The organism is Blautia caccae (genome assembly GCF_040095955.1).
Classification (GTDB): Bacteria; Bacillota; Clostridia; order Lachnospirales; family Lachnospiraceae; genus Blautia; species Blautia celeris.
Map to the genome: position 1 here is coordinate 100,189 of NZ_JBBMFP010000008.1, position 17,799 is coordinate 117,987.

The following is a 17,799-nucleotide window of genomic DNA, read 5'->3' on the forward strand; positions in this document are numbered from 1 at the left end:
ATTTTTACACATCTCCGCCCTAAGTTCAGATTTTGCCTTCCTCACCTGAAGTACGGTCGTCTTTTTTGTCCGTATCAGACACGCCTTTTCCCTTTATTTCTGTCTCCGTTCCCTCAGAACCGGTCTGTCCGGATGCTGAAAATGCCTGCGGTGACTCATACCTGGCAGTCAGCTCTTTGATGCTGTCCAGAGTAAATGTCTCCTCTGTCTCCTGATGGATGCCGTGTGCCTTTGCCAGATCCTCGGTGTAATCTGATACCTTATACACCGCGCAGTTTTTCTTTTCACTGTCATAGTGCATCACCAGCGGTATCATCTTATAATCACTGACTGTCACTTCCCCGGTCTTGCCATCCTTTTTCAGGGTAATGTCCGCCATGCCACCGATCAGACCTTTGATCTGATTATCCGCGGATACAAAATTGCCCAGTGAGCCGTAAACCAGCATCTCTTTTCCATCCTGCCGCGGCATCATGCCGTAAGACTGCAGGACATGAGGATTGCTGCAGATCACCGCGTCCACACCCTGCTCCGCCAGGAAGTCTATCCTCTGCTTAGCCGTATCAGAAAATTCCTCAGTATACTCAGCTCCCGCATGGAGAAATACCATGACAAAGTCAGCTTCTCCTTTTGCCTTTTCCACATCTGCCTTTACCTTGTCTTCAGAGTAGACATCGATCATAAAGGAATCTGCCTCAGAAAAGCCCGCATCCTCATCCACCCCGTACGTGTAGTTCATCACTGCGATCTTCATATTCTTCTTTTCAATGACTTTCACGCGGTTCTCCGCGTCCGCCTCATCCGCATGGATGCCAAGAAGCTGAATATCGGAATGCTGTGTCTGCCAGTATGCAGCGGAATTCAGGATTCCCGGCCTGCCTTTGTCAAATGCATGATTAGTTGCCTGTGTCACAATGTCAAATCCGGCCTTTGCCAGCGCGTCGCCTGCCTCAAGGGGTGTTCCCATGAGCCCGCTTCCCGATACATCCTTGTGGTCGTTGACCAGAGGTGTCTCCTGATTGACGGCTGCCAGGTCAGCTGCCTGGATATCACCTGCCACCTGCTCATACAGGAAATCATAATTCCAGGTCTCCTCACTTTCTTTCCCCGCCTCAAGCAGGGCATCCTGCAGGATGTTGTCTCCCACTGCGAGGAAGTGCAGTTCACTGTCCGATTCTGCTTTCTTTGCCTCTTCCTCCGCTTTTTTCTGCTGGGCTGCTTTGATCTCCTCTTCCTGCTTTACTTTTTTCCTGTGGCTGTTCACAGCGGCACTCACAATGATTACCAGCAATATTAGAACAGCCGCCCCCGCAAGAATCATTCTCTGCTTCATCACCTGCTGACGCCGTCTTGCTTCACGGGCCTGAATCCTTTTCTTTCTCTCAAGCTCTCTTTTTTCATCTTCGTTCATATATTCACCCTTTTCTGCCTGATTCGATTATTAGATTCCTGTTTAATTTTGCATTTTAATTTGTTCGCCGTGAATAAGCGGATATCGTACCAGATAACTGTCGTCCAGGTTCTCTTTGTACATATTTACTGCTGTAATCTGATGATTGTCATAAGTTGTATAGTAATAAACTCCTTTGTCAGTATTACAGCAGGATGTGTAAATTGTAATTTCAAACTTTCCGTCACCAACATCGCAGCATCCCCTCGGCTGGTCAACAGCTCCCAGAATATGAAAAAACTGGCTGACACTTTCAGATTCCGAATCACCGGAAACAGAATTCATTTTTACAAAGGCAGCTCTTACAAAACGGGATTGAGAGGATAAATCTCCCGGAAGCCCCAACGCTCCCATGCCGCGGCTATATGCATGTAATGGCAACTTATCAGAAAAGTGATTCTGCGGGGCTTGCGGGGATAAATTCATATAATTATTCAACTGAAACATCTGCTCATTAAAAGGTGGATTGTTTGTCAAAACGCCCACGGGATTATCATATATCTTAATGCCTTCCATGACCGATTCCACTGTTAAAGCTTCATTACGGTCTGCAATGATCCAATGGAGCTGAGCCAATGGCAACTCCTGGCTGAAGGGAGTATTTATGAGATTTATTTTTTCCAACAGAACCCTCGCTTCTTTTACAGAAGCACATTGGCCAAGAATCCATGGAATAAATTCAAACTGTGCTACATTGTCCTTGTCTGATTCTCTTCCTTTGTAATCTGCATTTCCCACGAAATTTAAGCCTGCCATTCCAAGCCCTGCTTCATTAACCGCTTCATAATAAAGTGGAAAATCATCAGCAACATATGCCATACCAATCATTGCATAGTGTTTTGTCATAGTCCCGATATGGCGAAAATGAAATGGATAATTACGCGGTGTTATTGTAACCTCATCTCCATAGGAAAACTCATAATCCAGCGTTCTGCCGAAATAGAAATCCTTTGTTTTATAAGTTGCTGCTGTACACATAAAATACCTCCGTTCAATTCTGAGTTGTTGGTCAATTCCCAACAACAGAATTATACCATAACTCGCCGCTTACTGCCATACAGAATAACTGCAATATTATCTTTTATATTTGATGCGATACTTCCTTGCAAAAAAATAAGCGGCCAAAATACCGGTTAAAACCCGATGCTTTGACCGCAAATCTTTCCAACAATACTGTTACGGACGGATTCCGGATTCACACCGGTTAGAACCTACGCCCGCCAAACATATATTAATATACCTTTATCTCCTTCATCACCACTTCATCCCTTGCCGCCGTCACCTGTACCTTCAGTTTTGAGATGTACTCATCTGAATCATCAATCAATGGATTTTGCAGTGCAAACGGGTTCTGCAGCTGACAGATCTTTTTATTTCCGATACACGTTCCCTGATACAGCGGATACTGTCCTCCACTGGTAAATACAGCTGATACCCGGAAACTTTCCACTCTCTGTCCCCGAGCAATATCTTCCCGCAAAATCACATATTTCAGTCTCTTCAGAGGCATGAGTTTTTCCAAAACAATGGTGTATACCGGCTGCGTCGCCGGTTCATTTTCCTGCTTTTCAATAACTGACGGAATTTCTTTGCCAAATTCCTTCTGAATCAGTTCTCCCAACTCCTTCAGCCGTTTTACATCCCGATTATCCAGCAGCCCGTCTTTATTCGGCGGAATATTCAGGTGCAGACACGCATTTGCTCCTACACTGGTAAGATATGTATGGAACAGTCTCTCCAGAGAGTGGGGTTCTTCCTTTTCATGCCAGAACCAGCCCGGACGAATAGATATATCAATTTCCGAAGGTGTAAATACCAGCCCTTTGGAATAAAGGATAGTCGGCATGGTCCCCAGCTCCTGCTCCGTATTATAGAGGTAGGACAGGTTTCCTTCCTCTGCCATCGGCCCCGGTCCTGTCTGCACATCACCATAAAAACACAGCTCTGAAGGCACTACCGCCCATTCAGAATGACGGGCTGCTCCTGCTTCATTTCCACACCAGCGGATATCCGGTCCGAAATCATTAAAAATCAATGCATTTGGCTGATATTTATGAATCAGTTCAAAATACCGGGGAAAATCATATTTCTGTTTTTTGCCGTTAGGTCCTTCTCCGCAGGCATTATCAAACCAAACATAGAAAATATCCCCGTACTCCGTCAGAAGCTCTGTCAGCTGATTACAGAAATAGTCATTGTACTCCGGTGTTCCGTAATATTTTGAATTCCTGTCCCAGGGTGACAGGTAAAAACCGAATTTGATACCGCCTCTTTTACATGCTTCTGCGGCTTCTCTTACCACATCCCTCTTGCAGGGACTGTTCTTTACCGAATGTTCCGTGTATTTTGAGGGCCACAGACAGAAACCATCGTGATGTTTCGCCGTGAGCACCATTCCCTTCATTCCTGCTGTCCTGATAGCCTCCACCCATTGATCACAGTCCAGTTTTTCAGGATGAAAGATTTCCTCAGCCTCCGATCCCTGCCCCCATTCACTGTCTGTAAAAGTGTTTGGACCAAAATGTATAAATCCGTAAAATTCCATGTCAAACCAGTCCAGCTGTTTTTGGGATGGCTTCACACGCGCTGCTTCTCTCAAAAATTCAATCATGTCTTATCCTTTCTGCTATATTGTGTCCGTTTCCTTCAGAAAAAACGGCTGCCAAGTCTATAGCTTAGCCCTTTACAGCCCCTACCATAATACCTTTTACAAAATACTTCTGCATAAAAGGATATACCAGGAATATGGGAAGGGATGCCAATACTGTAATCGTCATTCGGATTCCCTTGGGGGAAATAGATGACATCATCTGACTCACGCCATTCATATTTGATGTATTTTTGATTTGCTCCGCAAGTCTCTGGGCTTCATTCAGATAATTATACAACAAATACTGCAGTGTTGTCAGGTCTGCATTCCCTCTTGTGTAAATATGATTGTCGAACCAGGAATTCCAGTGTCCCACGGCCACAAAAACTGCTACAGTCGCAATAATCGGTTTGGCCAACGGCAATATCACCTTCACGAACACAGTAATATATCCCGCTCCGTCCAGTCTTGCTGACTCTTCCAGGGACTGCGGCAGCTGCTCCACATACGTCTTAATCAGTACAATATTGTAAGCTGAAATCAAGATGGGCAAAATATATACCCAGAAATTATTCAGCAGGCCATAGGATTTAATCACAATATATGTGGAAATCATTCCGCCGTTTATATACATAGTCATGACAAGAAAACGGTATACGATTTTTCTTCCTGGCATCTCCTCCTTTGTAAACATATATCCCAGAAAAGAGCAGGCCAAAACAGAGGCTGCCGTACCGATTACAGTTCTGAGTACAGAGATCAGCAGAGAATGAAAAAAACCATTTAATTCAAAGATATCTCTGTAGTTTGCCAGAGAAAATCCTCTCGGCAGCAAAACCGGCGGATTCACATCTGCCAGGCTTGCCTCACTGAAGGTGTAGATCATGATATACCAGAACGGATATATACAGATCAGGGTAACCCCCAGCATCAGTATATAGTTGAATATCTGGAATATTTTCCTGGATGAGGATGTCTTTATTCTTTCCTTTTTCATTGCACCATGGCCCCCTCACTAAATTATCGTATTGCCGCGAATTTTCTTCGCTACCAAATTTGCTATAACTACCAACCCAATACTTACCATAGATTTGACAATACTGATTGCCACACCATAGGAATAATCCATATTTTCCAGACCAATACGGTATACATACAGATCCAGAACCTCGATATTCGGCGCAGTTACAGAGTTCTTAAACAGCATATACTGTTCATATCCTGTATTCAGGAAGTTTCCAATATTGAGTATGAAAAGCACCACATAGGTCTCCATCATGGAAGGCAGTGTCACATGAAGGGCACAGCGGAAATACCCTGCGCCATCCACTCTTGCTGCCTCGTACTGTTCCTGATCAATACCGGCAATGGCCGCCAGGTAAATGATGGAATTCCATCCCAGCATCTTCCACTGGGCCAGAAACGTCTGAAACCAGTACACAGACTCCTTGGAACTTAAAACCGACTGAGCTTCATCCATGATTCTCAGTTTTACCAGAAGCGCAGTCATCATACCGTCTGTTGAAAACAGCGCAAATGCAAGAGAAAAGATGATGACCCAACTGATAAAGTTTGGCAGGGTAGTAAAGGTTTGTACAAATTTTCTGACCGGTCCGTTTTTGATCTCATTGAGCAGAATTGCAAAAATCATAGGAAGGGGTGTCAGACAGATGCTGATTACCGCAAATATTACAGTATTTTTCAATGTTCTGAGCACATTGGCATCCGTAAAAATCATTTTGAAATAATCGGCCCCCACAAACTCACAGTCGAAAAGGGGCACGCCAGGAATATAATCATAGACAGAATAAAGCCATCCAAAAATAGGAACATAATTAAACAGCAGCACTATCAGCATAAAAGGAAGTACCATGAACAGCAGACTGTATCTTTTCCTGGGTCTCTGCTTCACAGCGATTGCCTTTGCCATTTGTCATCTCTCCTTTCAAAATAAAAACGCTGCTGCAGGATTTTTTATATCTACATATGCAGCAGCGTCCCATACGTTTGTTATCTCAATTCTTCAATAGATTTCTTTGCTTCATCCCATGCATTTATCCACCATTCCACGGACTCTTCTGCACCGGCGCCCTGCAATTTCTCCATAAGATCTGCCTTTGCTGCTTCAAACTCTTCATCAGTTTCTGCCTGTACCAGGTTTGGAATCTCATTCAGTGTAATCTCTTCACAATTGCTGTCAATACGGACAATGTTCTTCGGTGTTGTCTCCATACCCATCTGAATCGCATTCAGACAATTGCCCAAATCTATGCTTGTACCGGCCTCCACTTTATTCTTCAGCAAATCACTTGGAATCGTCAGTCCCAGAGTCTTACACATATCTTTTTCCGCATATGTCATGCTCTTTGGCAGTACCTCATCCTCAAACCACAGATCCACTCTTCCGCCGTCATCTGCCACGTTATAATAATCTTCTCCGCATACTGCCGACAGATTCCCTTCACCGATTCCTGTTTTCTTCCATTCATCCAGACGGTTTCCATCTGTCTTCATAGCGATGGTATCTTCTTTTAAAGCTGGTTTTCCACCCTCACCTTTATCCCATCTGCCCTCTATGCCTGAGTCGATATCTCTGGAAAACTCTTCACTCTGCAGATAATCCAAAATCATTACTGCACGGTCTATGTTCGGTGAATGAGAAGACACGAAGAAGTACTTTCCAAACCATCCTGCCAGGTTCTTTTCATTTGCCCAGCCCAATTTTGCAGGAAGGGTCACATACTCTTTCAGAGTTTCCGGGTCTTCTGCTCTCTGGTTGTCATTATAAGTTCCGTAATGCCAATTTACATTTCCACCAAGGTACTGACCCTTGGTATACTTCTCTTTCAGGTCCTCTGTTTTTGTGATAAAGCAGTCCGGATCCAGCAGACCTTCACGGTACAGCTGGTTATAGAATTTGATACCTGACCAGAATGGGGTCAGAATATCCGGGTTGTGCATATCGTAAATATCCGGCAGCAGCTCATTCGTCTCCACATCTTGTACATAAATACCGCCTTCCAGATTTACATAACCTTCCGCTAAGCATCCCTTATAAAAATATGTGTGCAGCTGAGAATCGTTATAAGCGCTCATAGCATAAACAGGAAGTCCGTCCTCTGTCTCCGGATAAATCTCTTTCATGGCCTTCAATGCTTTTATGTAATCCTCGTCGCTGTTGATTTCGGGGCATCCGATTTCCTTGTACAGATCCCAGCGTACTACATATCCATTATTCAGCACCGTTCCATAATTAGCTTCCGTATCTCCAAAGGTAACCCTCGGTGTTACGAAATACTGAGTCTTTTCACCATTGCTCTTGAATTCTTTCATTACTTCGTTCCTGAAACTCATATCTTCAGAGAAAATATTTTTAGCCAGCGTGTCTTTATAATCCTCCAGATTTACCGCATGTTTTCCTTTCAAAACTCCCTCGATATGATCATCATTAATCTGTACAATATCACAGGTTGTACCGCCGGACAGATCAAGGTTCAGGCTTTCATTGTCATATTGTTTGGTCTTCAGTGTTACGTTGAACTTCTTTTCCAGCTTTTCCACGACCTCTGTAGGCCATCCTTCTACAGAATCCGAATTGGTCAGATTGATGCCGCCCAGAGTAATTTCCACATGTTCAGAGGTATCATCCGATGCCTTTCCATATCCATCCCCACCTATTTCTTTATTATCCTTTGATCCGCAACCTGCAGACATTCCTGCTGTTAAAGCTATGGAACAAATAAAAGCCAGTATTCTTTTCGCCTTCATATAATCCTCCTTTTTTCATCACCATGAAGCTCCCGGGCACTTCATTTCCTTGATTGAGTGTAAATATATTGTACCTGTTCTTTCCCTGTATTTGAATGATTTATCTTTTCTTCCCTTTGTACTTTTTTTCTATTTTGTATATTGTGCACTTATTATTTTGACTTTTCTTTTGATTTGCCGTTATATTTTTAATAAAAAAATCAAAAGCAGCATAGCTTCGTCATTTAAACGAAACCACGCTGCCCTTTTGGTACTTAAAAGGCAATGTATACAAAAACTCCGCCGGAATCCGATTCCATCCATACGTTTCCTTTTTCACCATACAAAAGTTTCAGCCTTTTATAGATATTCGATAAACCGATATGGCTTCCATCCTTTCCTGGTTTCTGCATTGCCTGATTTATTTCCGCAATTTTGCACCCATCCAACCTCACACCTGTATTCTGTACCTCTATGAAAAAATTTTCGTTTTCTGTTTTTCTGATTCTGATGAAAATTTCTCTGACCTCCGTTGTACTTCCCCCATGGACAAAACAGTTTTCAATCACCGGCTGCAAGATAAACCGCGGAAAAACTTCTTCCTGCAGACACGGTTTGCAGTCCACATGATACTCCATATAATTCCCATACCGGATCTGCATCATCTCCGTATAATTTTTCAGGAACTCAATCTCATCCTTCAGTTTCCATGTAAAAGCAGGATTCCTCAAAATCGGCATTATAACCTTACTGAGAGTGACCAGTGAATCCGCAATCTTTGTATTGTTTGTCATCAGAGCCATCCATCGGATGGAGTTCAGCGAATTATAAAGAAAATGAGGGTTAATCTGATATTGCAGGGCAAGAAGCTCCTCTTTGGCCTTTTCCTGTTCTACATCCTGCAGCCTTCGGATATAACTCTTCAACTTTTGTACGGTAGAATAAAATTCTTCATTCAAATTATCCAGCTCCGGAAGCCCTGCCTTTTTAGGCTTCACAATATCCAGCTGTTCTTTTCCTACACTTTCCATCTGTTCCATCAGACTCTGAATCGGTCCAGTATATTTCCTGCTCCAGCCTATGGCAACCACTATCATCCCCAAAGAGGCCAGTATCCCAAGAATAATACCAAAATTTCTGATATCTTTTGCTTCTCTTAAGTAATTCTTTTTGGGTATCATATTAATCAGCGTCCAGCCATTATAAGAGATATCATGTATAATATTCTGGTTCTCTTCCTCCGGCTCATAAACAGTTCCCAGAAATTCTTTACCGGTGGCCGAGATGATTTTCCTCTCACCATTTACCAGAACTGCCTCACTGCCATTATATACAGCCTGTCCATAACTTTTCTGTACGTCCTCCTCATCCAAGGCTACCAGAAGATAGCTATCCTCCCAAGAACCGTCAGCCTCCCCCAAAGCCTTAACTCCCAGAAGAACCGGTCTGTTAGTCAGTGTACACAGCTGACTTTCATCGGAAATCTCTATCTCATTTCCTGCCCGCCAGTTCACATAAGGATAGTTCTTTTTGCATTCCCTCAAAAAAGACTGCATGGAATCAGATATCTTTGTCTCTCCGGTTCTGCTTTTTTTCTCCGCAGTTGACACCGCGGTCCTCCCATCACCATTCAGAATAGCAAATCCATAGACATCTGTATTTGCAGATATCATTTCATCAAAATTCTGTATAATCTTTTTTATGACTATGGATTGTTGTACCGTACTGGAGAAATTATTGGCTGAAAATTCCCAGGCCAGCGCATTGTTGGAAAACCTGTTCAGCTGATCTTCCGCATTTCCCATCATCACCTTCAGGTCCTTTTCCGCTTCCTCAAATGTCATATGCACAATTTTCTCATTATTCAGTGTCAGCTTCCTTACAAAGTAACCATAGGTAATCCCAAACAAAAGGCCTATCACCAAAATAGTTCCGCAGAGAATAGAAAACACCAGTTTTACTTTCCAGTCAATTTTACCTTTTCTTTTCATTTGTTCTGCTGCCTCCATTTTGCCGGTGAGATGCCCATGGATTTCTTAAAAAACCTGCTGAAATATTCCGGATTATGGAAGCCGTGGTTTTCGGCTACTACAACAATCTTGTCGCTGCTGTTTTGCAGATCCTTCAGCACCTCTTCCAGACGTATTTGATTTAAAAATTCCACATAATTCGTTCCCGTCTCCCGCTTGAAAAGATGAGAAAAATAGCTGGGACTGATACCAAGGATTCCGGAAATCTCCGGCAGACTGAGGGATTCCTCATGGTGTTCTCTCATATAGTATACTGCCCTTTGTATCAGCCGGTCCCACTTTCTCTCCTCCGGTTTTTCTGCCTTTCTTCTGCTCTGAAGCCGAAGATACAGCTCCCGTAAGGTTTCGTCCGGTTCTCTTTTGCCTGTATTTACACAGAATCTGACCCCTAGAAATCCCTCTGTGGAACGATTGATCCTCTCTATTTTCTCATCCACATCTTCCATTCTCCCGGATACCAGAAGACAAAACTCCTTTTCTCCGGTCTCCACCAGAATGCTGCCCTGAACCTGCCTATTTACCAGCTCATAGATAAATTTCATGGCCAGCTCATTAATCTTTTCCTTCTCCGTATCTTCCAAATAAAAATCCAGTATGAGCCCTGTATGCTTCTCTCCATTCCATTCCGGCATTTCCCCTTCACCAGAAAGATATTCTGCCAGCGTCTGTTCCAAACTCATTGTTTCCTTCTTTTTTCTCCGTAACCCCTTTCGGCCTGTTCTCTCCAGATAATCCTTTGTTTCCTGTAAAACATCATAAATTTCTTTCATACTCATACTTGCTTTCAGAATATATCCAATAATTTTATAGGGAATCATCTTTCTCAGAGTTTCAAAATCATCCAGGCAGGAAATGACAATAATCGCACACTCCTCATCAATCTCTCTAATCTTCTCAATCAATTCATATCCGTCCATTCCCTCCATACGGATATCAGTAAGTACAACATCCGGACGGAGCTTCTGAAATAACTCAAAAGCAGTAATACCATTATCCGCCTGAGCTGTCAACTCCATATCATAGTTTTCCCATGGTATAGAGTTTTGAAGCCCCAGTCTTACTAACAGTTCATCTTCTGCAAATAATACCTGATACACTTTCCACCCTCCCGTATCTATTTCTCTGTTTTCACTACGTGCCGTATTTTCTGCAAACAATACCTATTCTTCCATTATATATATCAGCCTTTTTCCGGTCAATCTTGATTTACACCTATCCTAGGCCAATCGGGCTGTCCAAGGCAACGTTCTAATAGTAAATTTATCCAACACTTGCCGCTAAACAGGCTAAAATTTCTATTTGCGCCTGTTTTCCATACGGTGTATCATACAAAACGAGACTGTGAATCTTATCTATTAAGGTGAGAGGTATAATTATGTCAACCAAAAACCGTGATTACTTTTTCGATAATTACAAAGCCCTTCTCATTGTTCTGGTAGTGGTGGGACATTTTATAGAACCGTGCTATGACAACAACCTGTTTTTATCAGGGCTGAAATGGGTTATTTTTTCTTTCCACATGCCTGCCTTTATTTTTATATCCGGGTATTTTTCCAAGAGGGAGATCAGCTTTGGAAAGCTGGTGCAGAAACTGGTCATCCCCTATTTTGTCTATGAACTCATCTATTATTTTTTATATGTATTCATCATACATAAAGATACAGGCCTGTACTTTGCAAGGCCGAAATTCTCCCTGTGGTACATTATGGCCCTGTTTTTCTGGCGTCTTGTCACCCCTTATCTGAAAAAGATACCGGGCCACATGTTCATCGCCGTCACCGCAGGACTGCTGGTGGGGATGACGGAGCTCGACAACTTCTTCAGCATTCCCCGCATCCTGGTATTCTTCCCCTTCTTCCTGGCAGGATACCACTTTGAAAGGGATTGGTTTGAGAGGATCAAAGCAAAAGCAGGAAGGCTGCTGGCCGCATTTTCCCTTTACCTGGGAGGCTGTCTGTCCCTGGCCTTTACCTTCAAAGTACACCTGACACCGAAAATCTTCTACGGCAGATATTCCTACGAAGAAATGGATACAGGATATGGGGCGGGGCTTCTGGTAAGACTGGCCTGTTATGGGGTCTCTTTCCTGACCGTTTTCCTTATAAGCACCATAATCTCCAGGAAACCCCACAGCTATTCCAGACTTGGACAGCGGACCATGCCTATCTATCTGTTCCACGGCCTTGTGTACAGTGTGCTGAGCGCCACACCGCTCCTGGAATCCGTGTCTGAAATCTGGCAGGGCATTCTGCTGATCGGGTTTTGCCTGACACTTTCCTGGCTTCTGTCCATGGACGCACCGAACCGTTTCGTGACAAAGGTTTCCTCCTTCCCTGTTCCGTCCTTCTTCGGAAACGGGCCGGGAAAGAGTTCGGGCCATTTCACAGGCAGATCTGCCGGTTTTGGCAGAAAGAGAAAAAAGGGACTCTCCGCGTGATCATATGCGTCAAAAAAGAGCTGCATTTCCAATATCCATACGGATGCCGGAAATGCAGCTCTTTTATTCATGATAACAGGAACCTGCAGAGCCTGGCTTAGATTCTGCTGACACCTGTTTCTCTGGCTGCTTTTGCTACTGCCTGGGCAACTGCCTTTGCCACACGTTTGTCAAAAGGATTCGGGATAATGTATTCCGCGTTCAGCTCTTTTTCGTCAATAAGACCGGCGATGGCATACGCTGCCGCCACTTTCATTTCATCGTTGATGTCCTTTGCCCTCACGTCCAGTGCGCCGCGGAAGATACCCGGAAATGCCAGAACGTTGTTGATCTGGTTGGGGAAATCGCTTCTTCCTGTTCCCACAACGGCTGCTCCTGCTGCCTTTGCCAGGTCAGGCATAATCTCCGGAACCGGGTTTGCCATTGGGAAGAGAATCGGATTGGGAGCCATGGTCTTGACCATCTCCTCTGTCACAGTTCCCGGAGCAGAGACACCGATAAAGACGTCAGCGCCCTTCAGAACATCAGCCAGGCTGCCTTTTTCCATGCCTCGGTTGCTGATCTTAGCCATCTCCTCTTTCTCGGCATTTAAGTCGCCGCGGCCTTCATAGATGGCGCCTTTTCTGTCGCACATGATGACAGTCTTCAGTCCCAGGCTTACCAGCAGCTTAATGATGGCGATTCCGGCTGCTCCCGCACCTGATGTGACCACTTTGATGTCCTCCAGCTTTCTGCCTGTGAGCTTTAAAGCATTGAGCATTGCCGCAGCAGTGACAACGGCTGTGCCGTGCTGGTCATCATGGAAGATAGGGATATCACAGCATTCCTTCAGCTTCCTCTCTATCTCAAAGCAGCGCGGCGCGGAGATGTCTTCCAGGTTCACACCGCCGAAGCTTCCTGCCAGCAGACGGACGGTATTTACAATCTCATCCACATCGTTGCTTCTGATACATAAAGGAAACGCGTCCACATCTCCAAATTCTTTAAAGAGCACACATTTTCCTTCCATAACCGGCATACCCGCCTCAGGTCCGATGTCGCCCAAACCCAGAACCGCGCTTCCGTCGGTCACAACTGCTACCATATTGTTGCGTCTTGTATACTTATAGGATAAATCTACATCCTCGGCGATCTTCAGGCACGGTTCAGCTACACCAGGTGTGTAAGCCACTGCCAGGTCTTCCGGGGTCTCCAGCTTTGCACGGCTGATCACTTCAATCTTGCCATTCCAATCCTCATGCTGTTTTAAAGCGAATTCTTTTGCATTCATGATTTATCTCCTTTTCCTGTGGAATCTCATGTTGTTTGCTTGTACAGCCGCAGCCGCGAAATTTCCCGGGCTGCGTACGCTTTTATTTTAGCATAAGAAAAGCCTCAGGGCAACACGTTTTCTACCCGCTGACAGAATTCATCCAGGCTGATCTCATCCGTGATATATTTCTGGAAAAGTTCCCCTATGGCCTTAATGTCCTTCATAGGTGTCTTCGACAGGGGGCGTGATTTAAGTTCCAGCTCCTCCGCGTATTTTTTCAGGATATCCAGGTCCGGAATGTCCAGATTTCCCTCCAGGATAATGTCAAGACGTGCAGGCAGCTTCTTCATGTGCTCCGCATAGGCAGCGCTTCCTTCATACCCTGCCGCATAGGATAAAAACTTCTTTGCCGCCTCCTTGTGGACAGAGGCCTTGTTGAGCACATACTGCCATGTTGCCACATTTGTGGCGTTCTTTTTGAATAAAGGCATGGGCGCTGCATGGATTTTGTCATTCCCGTACACGCCTGCCCTTAAAAAGGTGTCCATGGCCCCGCTGTACATGAAAATGGCTCCGTACTTTCCCTGTATGAATTTCTGCTCCATCTGTTCATACTGGTCCACAAGCTGCTCCCTGGGCGTCTTGTCCGCTTCGGCCATATCGTGTAAAAACACCAGTGCTTGTCTTGTATTTTCATCCTTCCAGTCCCCGTATGTCCCTCCGAACATGTTGATGAACTGTGACAATTCATTGTAGACATAAGTAGTCTCCCAGGCGCTTCCGTACCCGTAGTTACCATACCCGTATCTGCCGTCCAGAAGCTTCTCAAAATCCCCGCGGCTTGTCACAGCCGCAATGCCTGCCTTGTCCAGAAACTTTTCATTGACCCAGAAAACCATAAGGTCCATCATGTAGGGGACTGAATACACCTTCCCCTCCGCCATGGCGATTTTCTCCATATAGTCCTGAGGGTAACAGGTGCAGATTTCCTCTGTCATCACATCATCCCCCAGAGGTTCCAGATACCCCTGATACTTAAATTCATTGATCATCTCATCATTCACAGCAATCACATCCACCGAATCATCCCCGGATGAGAGGATGGTAGAGATCCTGGCATGGCGGTTATCCGCATTGATGGGACTGGCAAGCAGATGGATCTTCATGTCAAGCTCCTTCTCTGCCGCCTCTATATACTGCCTGAATTCCGCCTTGTCCGCGTCCGGATGCATCAGTGTGATCTCTTCCCCGTACGCTTTTTCATCCGCAGGTACCTCCTGTACCTTATGGTCCTTCCCGCCGCACCCGGCGCATAAAATACCTGCTCCCAATAAAATCCCCAATATATATTTTTTCACCTTCTACACCTTATCTGGGCCAGCGCTCCTCTTTCTTCATCAGGGCAGGGAAAGGATTGTGAGGCTCTGCCTGATACCAGTATGCCACACTTGCCACATCGTCCTGGCGCTCAAACAATCCCCTGTGGCCCACACCTATCTGTTGTATGGTCACCCGCAGATCCTCCTCAAAGCAGATGGGGTCCTGAATATGCCACCTGTAGAAGCCTCTCATAGGCGGGCAGTCATCATTGTGGTAAAGATTATGGACTGCCGTATCATGGGCGGAATAGTAGGGATATCCCAGATACGGGGTGCAGTAATTCTGCTCCACCGTCCTGCCGTCCACCTGCTTTGCAAAGCTCCAGGAGCCTCCGAAATAGTCCTCCGTCCCGGTGCCGCAGATGGTGGGATATTCCTCATCCCCATCCAGATAGAACTTGATCTCCCCTTCCCCCCACCAGTAACGTTCCAGTGTAGTCAGCGCCATATACGTACCCACATAGTGGCCTTTTCCCTTCACCTGATCCAGGATCACGTAATCCTCCTGCAGCCTGGTCATCCTCTCCCGCCGCCACCTGGCATGGAAATACGCAATATCCTCAGGCAGCGTATCATAGAGACAGTAATCCACCTGGTAGAAAAAGGCGGGTATGGGGTTTGCGTGCTGGTTCTCCAGGGTGATCCTGGCCTTCCTGCCAAAAGGCATCTGGAAATAGCAGTTCATCCCCCGGCTTGGCACCACTGCCATGGGAACGGAATTGACGATACATTCCCTTCCGAACCCGCAGCAGAAGAAATCTCCGAGAGGGCTTTCCACAGACGGCTCCGTCTCATCATCCCAGTACATGCGCAGCACCAGGTCCCGGAGCACAAAACAGTCCGCCTCCGTCGTCTTATCCGTCACTGTGACCCAGATATGATTGATCACTCCCGGCCCTTCTATCTCAGCCAGTGTGACCGTCTCCCCGCTGCCGATATGGTGCAGACACGGGCTGCCTTTTCTGGATGCTCCCAGATGGCTTGCCGCCATACCGCCCTTTCCCTTTTCCCCTGTGGGGTTCTCCGCGTTAATGGCCCTGCTCCTTCCGTGCTTTGCATAAGCCAGTGTTCCCAGACTTCCGCCCAAATAATCGTACATATTTTTTCCTCCCTGTTCCTTCTCTAAGCTTTCACTCCGCCTGCCATGATTCCATCCATGATCTGTTTCTCAAACACTGCCACAAATAGAATGATAGGCAGAAGAATGATCCATCCCATGGAACTTACCAGATCCCACGGTACGCCGTACATATTGTCCCGGAGGGGAAGCTGCACAATGGCCACGGAGAGCACCTGGATGCCGTTTGAATAGTATAACGGTGTAAAAAAGTTGTTCAGACATGTGATAAAGTTGATAATGCATACAGTGGCAATGGCCGGCTTCATAAGCGGCAGGACCACTAAAAAGAGTCTCTGGGAAAAGCTTGCCCCGTCAATGGCCGCGGCCTCCTCCAAGGATACCGGTATCTCCGACACAAAATTCCTGAGGATCAGCACGGTAAAGGGAATCACAGCGCTGATATAGAGAATGATAAGCCCCGGATATGTATCATAAAGCCCAACCTTCCGCATGAACTCATATAAAGGTCTTGCAGTCACCACTTCAGGAATCAGCATGGTCGCAATGATGAACGCGAACGCGATGCTGACAGCCTTTGACTGGAACCTTGAAAAACCATAGGCAGCCATGGCGCACAGCACTGTGCTGACAACCAGTGTCACACCTACGATCAATACTGTATTTCCTATTTTAGCAAGTAATCCTACATTTTCAATCAAAAATTGATAGCTTTCCAGCGTGGGATGTTTTGGCAGATACTGAATGGGTGTCTGGAACAGCTCACCCGGCGGTGTGATGGATGAAATAAATATCCAGTACACCGGAAAGAGTATGAGGAAAGCCACGACTGCAAACAGCAGCCATCTGCCGGCTGTCACGCAGCCTCTGTAAATTCTGTATTTCTTGGTATCTCTCATGTTCATCCTCCTAATCAGACATCCTGTTCATAACCTTTATATTGAACCAGGAAAACAGCGCCATCACAAGGAACAGCATCACCGCCAGCGTTGCCGCGTACCCCACGTTCAGGTTGGTGAACGCCTCCATGGTGATCCGGTAAGCGATCAGGGACGTATCCTCCCCCGGTCCTCCTGATGTCATGGCATACACCAGATCAAAGGTGGTCAGCCTCCACAGAGTAAAGGGAATACACAGGGTGATCACATTGCGTGTGATCAGAGGAAGCGTGATCCTAAAAAAGCTCTGTATGCCGTTTGCCCCGTCCACCTTGGCTGCCTCATAGATATCCCCGGAAATAAACTGCAGGCCGGAAAGCACCAGTATGGCAAAGAACGGCAGATCCTTCCACAGGTCCATGGCGATCACCGCAGCCCTGGCGGACCCTGTATTGATCAGCCAGTTAAACTGGAAATCCGACACGAACCGGCGGATAAAATCATTGATCATACCATAGTCATTGTTAAATCCCCATTTGGCTGCCATACCGATCACGACAGCGGGCATGGCCCAGGGAATCAGCACGATCGTCCGCAAAAACCGGCGCCCCTTAAACTTCATGTTCAGGATAAGAGCCAGCGCCACTCCCAGCACAACATGGAAGACCATGGATACTACTACGAAGATCACGGTAAAACTGATCGAGGAAATGATCTTGGGGTCTTTAAACACATTGATATAATTGCTGAGTCCTACAAATTCATTGACACCTGACAGCACCTTAATGTCAAACAGGCTGTTTTTCAGGGTTGCCCCGATGGGGTACAGGGTTGTGAACCCACGGATCAGGATAACCGGCAGGATCAGAATCCACGGTATCCATTTCATTGATTTCTTACTGATGGTCAATTGGCTTCCTCCTCTCAAAAAGGCACCGCGGGATGGGATCCGCTGCGG

Annotated in this window: 14 protein-coding genes; 1 reads left to right on the plus strand and 13 read right to left on the minus strand. The window is 45.7% G+C overall.

Annotated elements, in window-relative coordinates; genetic code table 11:
* Window positions 1–25: 25 nt before the first annotated feature.
* The 8 genes from WMO65_RS10600 to WMO65_RS10635 all read right to left on the minus strand — a co-directional run bounded on the left by WMO65_RS10600 (window position 26) and on the right by WMO65_RS10635 (window position 10,914).
* Window positions 26–1,411, minus strand: coding sequence for a CapA family protein (locus tag WMO65_RS10600; RefSeq protein ID WP_148391662.1), 1,386 nt, complete (start codon window positions 1,409–1,411; stop codon window positions 26–28).
* Window positions 1,412–1,453: 42 nt separating this feature from the next.
* Window positions 1,454–2,428 carry a choloylglycine hydrolase gene (gene bsh / locus WMO65_RS10605; protein WP_148391661.1) on the minus strand — a complete coding sequence of 325 codons (975 nt, stop codon included), beginning with the start codon at window positions 2,426–2,428 and terminating at the stop codon, window positions 1,454–1,456.
* Window positions 2,429–2,681: 253 nt separating this feature from the next.
* A complete protein-coding gene (locus tag WMO65_RS10610; RefSeq protein WP_148391660.1) occupies window positions 2,682–4,061 on the minus strand; it encodes an alpha-L-fucosidase in 1,380 nt (459 codons plus the stop codon).
* Window positions 4,062–4,125: 64 nt separating this feature from the next.
* On the minus strand, window positions 4,126–5,037 hold the full coding sequence (locus WMO65_RS10615) for a carbohydrate ABC transporter permease (RefSeq protein ID WP_148391659.1): 912 nt from the start codon (window positions 5,035–5,037) through the stop codon (window positions 4,126–4,128).
* An 18-nt stretch (window positions 5,038–5,055) separates the two neighbouring features.
* A complete protein-coding gene (locus WMO65_RS10620; protein ID WP_148391658.1) occupies window positions 5,056–5,970 on the minus strand; it encodes an ABC transporter permease subunit in 915 nt (304 codons plus the stop codon).
* Window positions 5,971–6,050: 80 nt separating this feature from the next.
* Window positions 6,051–7,808: a type 2 periplasmic-binding domain-containing protein gene (locus tag WMO65_RS10625; RefSeq protein WP_148391657.1), complete on the minus strand. Its 1,758-nt coding sequence runs from the start codon at window positions 7,806–7,808 to the stop codon at window positions 6,051–6,053.
* A gap of 254 nt (window positions 7,809–8,062) precedes the next feature.
* A complete protein-coding gene (locus tag WMO65_RS10630) occupies window positions 8,063–9,778 on the minus strand; it encodes a sensor histidine kinase (protein ID WP_187370548.1) in 1,716 nt (571 codons plus the stop codon).
* Window positions 9,775–10,914 (minus strand): response regulator transcription factor, encoded by a 1,140-nt coding sequence (locus tag WMO65_RS10635; protein WP_148391905.1) that lies wholly within the window; start codon window positions 10,912–10,914, stop codon window positions 9,775–9,777. Before WMO65_RS10635 ends, WMO65_RS10630 begins: the two co-directional genes overlap by 4 nt.
* Window positions 10,915–11,192: 278 nt before the next feature.
* Between WMO65_RS10635 and WMO65_RS10640 the strand changes: the two genes are divergently transcribed.
* Window positions 11,193–12,254 carry an acyltransferase family protein gene (locus tag WMO65_RS10640; RefSeq protein ID WP_148391906.1) on the plus strand — a complete coding sequence of 354 codons (1,062 nt, stop codon included), beginning with the start codon at window positions 11,193–11,195 and terminating at the stop codon, window positions 12,252–12,254.
* Window positions 12,255–12,351: 97 nt separating this feature from the next.
* Here WMO65_RS10640 and WMO65_RS10645 read toward each other — a convergent pair whose 3' ends face one another.
* The 5 genes from WMO65_RS10645 to WMO65_RS10665 all read right to left on the minus strand — a co-directional run bounded on the left by WMO65_RS10645 (window position 12,352) and on the right by WMO65_RS10665 (window position 17,730).
* Window positions 12,352–13,524 carry an NAD(P)-dependent malic enzyme gene (locus tag WMO65_RS10645; RefSeq protein ID WP_148391907.1) on the minus strand — a complete coding sequence of 391 codons (1,173 nt, stop codon included), beginning with the start codon at window positions 13,522–13,524 and terminating at the stop codon, window positions 12,352–12,354.
* 104 nt (window positions 13,525–13,628) lie between these two features.
* Entirely contained in the window at window positions 13,629–14,864 is a 1,236-nt protein-coding gene (locus WMO65_RS10650; RefSeq protein ID WP_148391908.1) for an ABC transporter substrate-binding protein, read from the minus strand.
* 10 nt (window positions 14,865–14,874) lie between these two features.
* Entirely contained in the window at window positions 14,875–15,984 is a 1,110-nt protein-coding gene (locus WMO65_RS10655) for a glycoside hydrolase family 172 protein (RefSeq protein ID WP_148391909.1), read from the minus strand.
* Window positions 15,985–16,007: 23 nt separating this feature from the next.
* Window positions 16,008–16,862, minus strand: coding sequence for a carbohydrate ABC transporter permease (locus WMO65_RS10660; protein ID WP_033142704.1), 855 nt, complete (start codon window positions 16,860–16,862; stop codon window positions 16,008–16,010).
* 10 nt (window positions 16,863–16,872) lie between these two features.
* Window positions 16,873–17,730 (minus strand): carbohydrate ABC transporter permease, encoded by an 858-nt coding sequence (locus WMO65_RS10665; RefSeq protein ID WP_033142728.1) that lies wholly within the window; start codon window positions 17,728–17,730, stop codon window positions 16,873–16,875.
* Window positions 17,731–17,799 lie beyond the last annotated feature (69 nt).

What these genes read in the sequence shown, in the direction of transcription:
- WMO65_RS10645 (WP_148391907.1), bottom strand. Translation starts at nt 13,524, where the DNA reads ATGAATGCAAAAGAATTCGCTTTAAAACAGCATGAGGATTGGAATGGC.
- WMO65_RS10640 (WP_148391906.1), top strand. Translation starts at nt 11,193, where the DNA reads ATGTCAACCAAAAACCGTGATTACTTTTTCGATAATTACAAAGCCCTT.
- WMO65_RS10615 (WP_148391659.1), bottom strand. Translation starts at nt 5,037, where the DNA reads ATGAAAAAGGAAAGAATAAAGACATCCTCATCCAGGAAAATATTCCAG.
- WMO65_RS10660 (WP_033142704.1), bottom strand. Translation starts at nt 16,862, where the DNA reads ATGAGAGATACCAAGAAATACAGAATTTACAGAGGCTGCGTGACAGCC.
- WMO65_RS10630 (WP_187370548.1), bottom strand. Translation starts at nt 9,778, where the DNA reads ATGAAAAGAAAAGGTAAAATTGACTGGAAAGTAAAACTGGTGTTTTCT.
- WMO65_RS10665 (WP_033142728.1), bottom strand. Translation starts at nt 17,730, where the DNA reads ATGAAATGGATACCGTGGATTCTGATCCTGCCGGTTATCCTGATCCGT.
- WMO65_RS10625 (WP_148391657.1), bottom strand. Translation starts at nt 7,808, where the DNA reads ATGAAGGCGAAAAGAATACTGGCTTTTATTTGTTCCATAGCTTTAACA.
- WMO65_RS10620 (WP_148391658.1), bottom strand. Translation starts at nt 5,970, where the DNA reads ATGGCAAAGGCAATCGCTGTGAAGCAGAGACCCAGGAAAAGATACAGT.
- WMO65_RS10600 (WP_148391662.1), bottom strand. Translation starts at nt 1,411, where the DNA reads ATGAACGAAGATGAAAAAAGAGAGCTTGAGAGAAAGAAAAGGATTCAG.
- WMO65_RS10610 (WP_148391660.1), bottom strand. Translation starts at nt 4,061, where the DNA reads ATGATTGAATTTTTGAGAGAAGCAGCGCGTGTGAAGCCATCCCAAAAA.
- WMO65_RS10655 (WP_148391909.1), bottom strand. Translation starts at nt 15,984, where the DNA reads ATGTACGATTATTTGGGCGGAAGTCTGGGAACACTGGCTTATGCAAAG.
- bsh (WP_148391661.1), bottom strand. Translation starts at nt 2,428, where the DNA reads ATGTGTACAGCAGCAACTTATAAAACAAAGGATTTCTATTTCGGCAGA.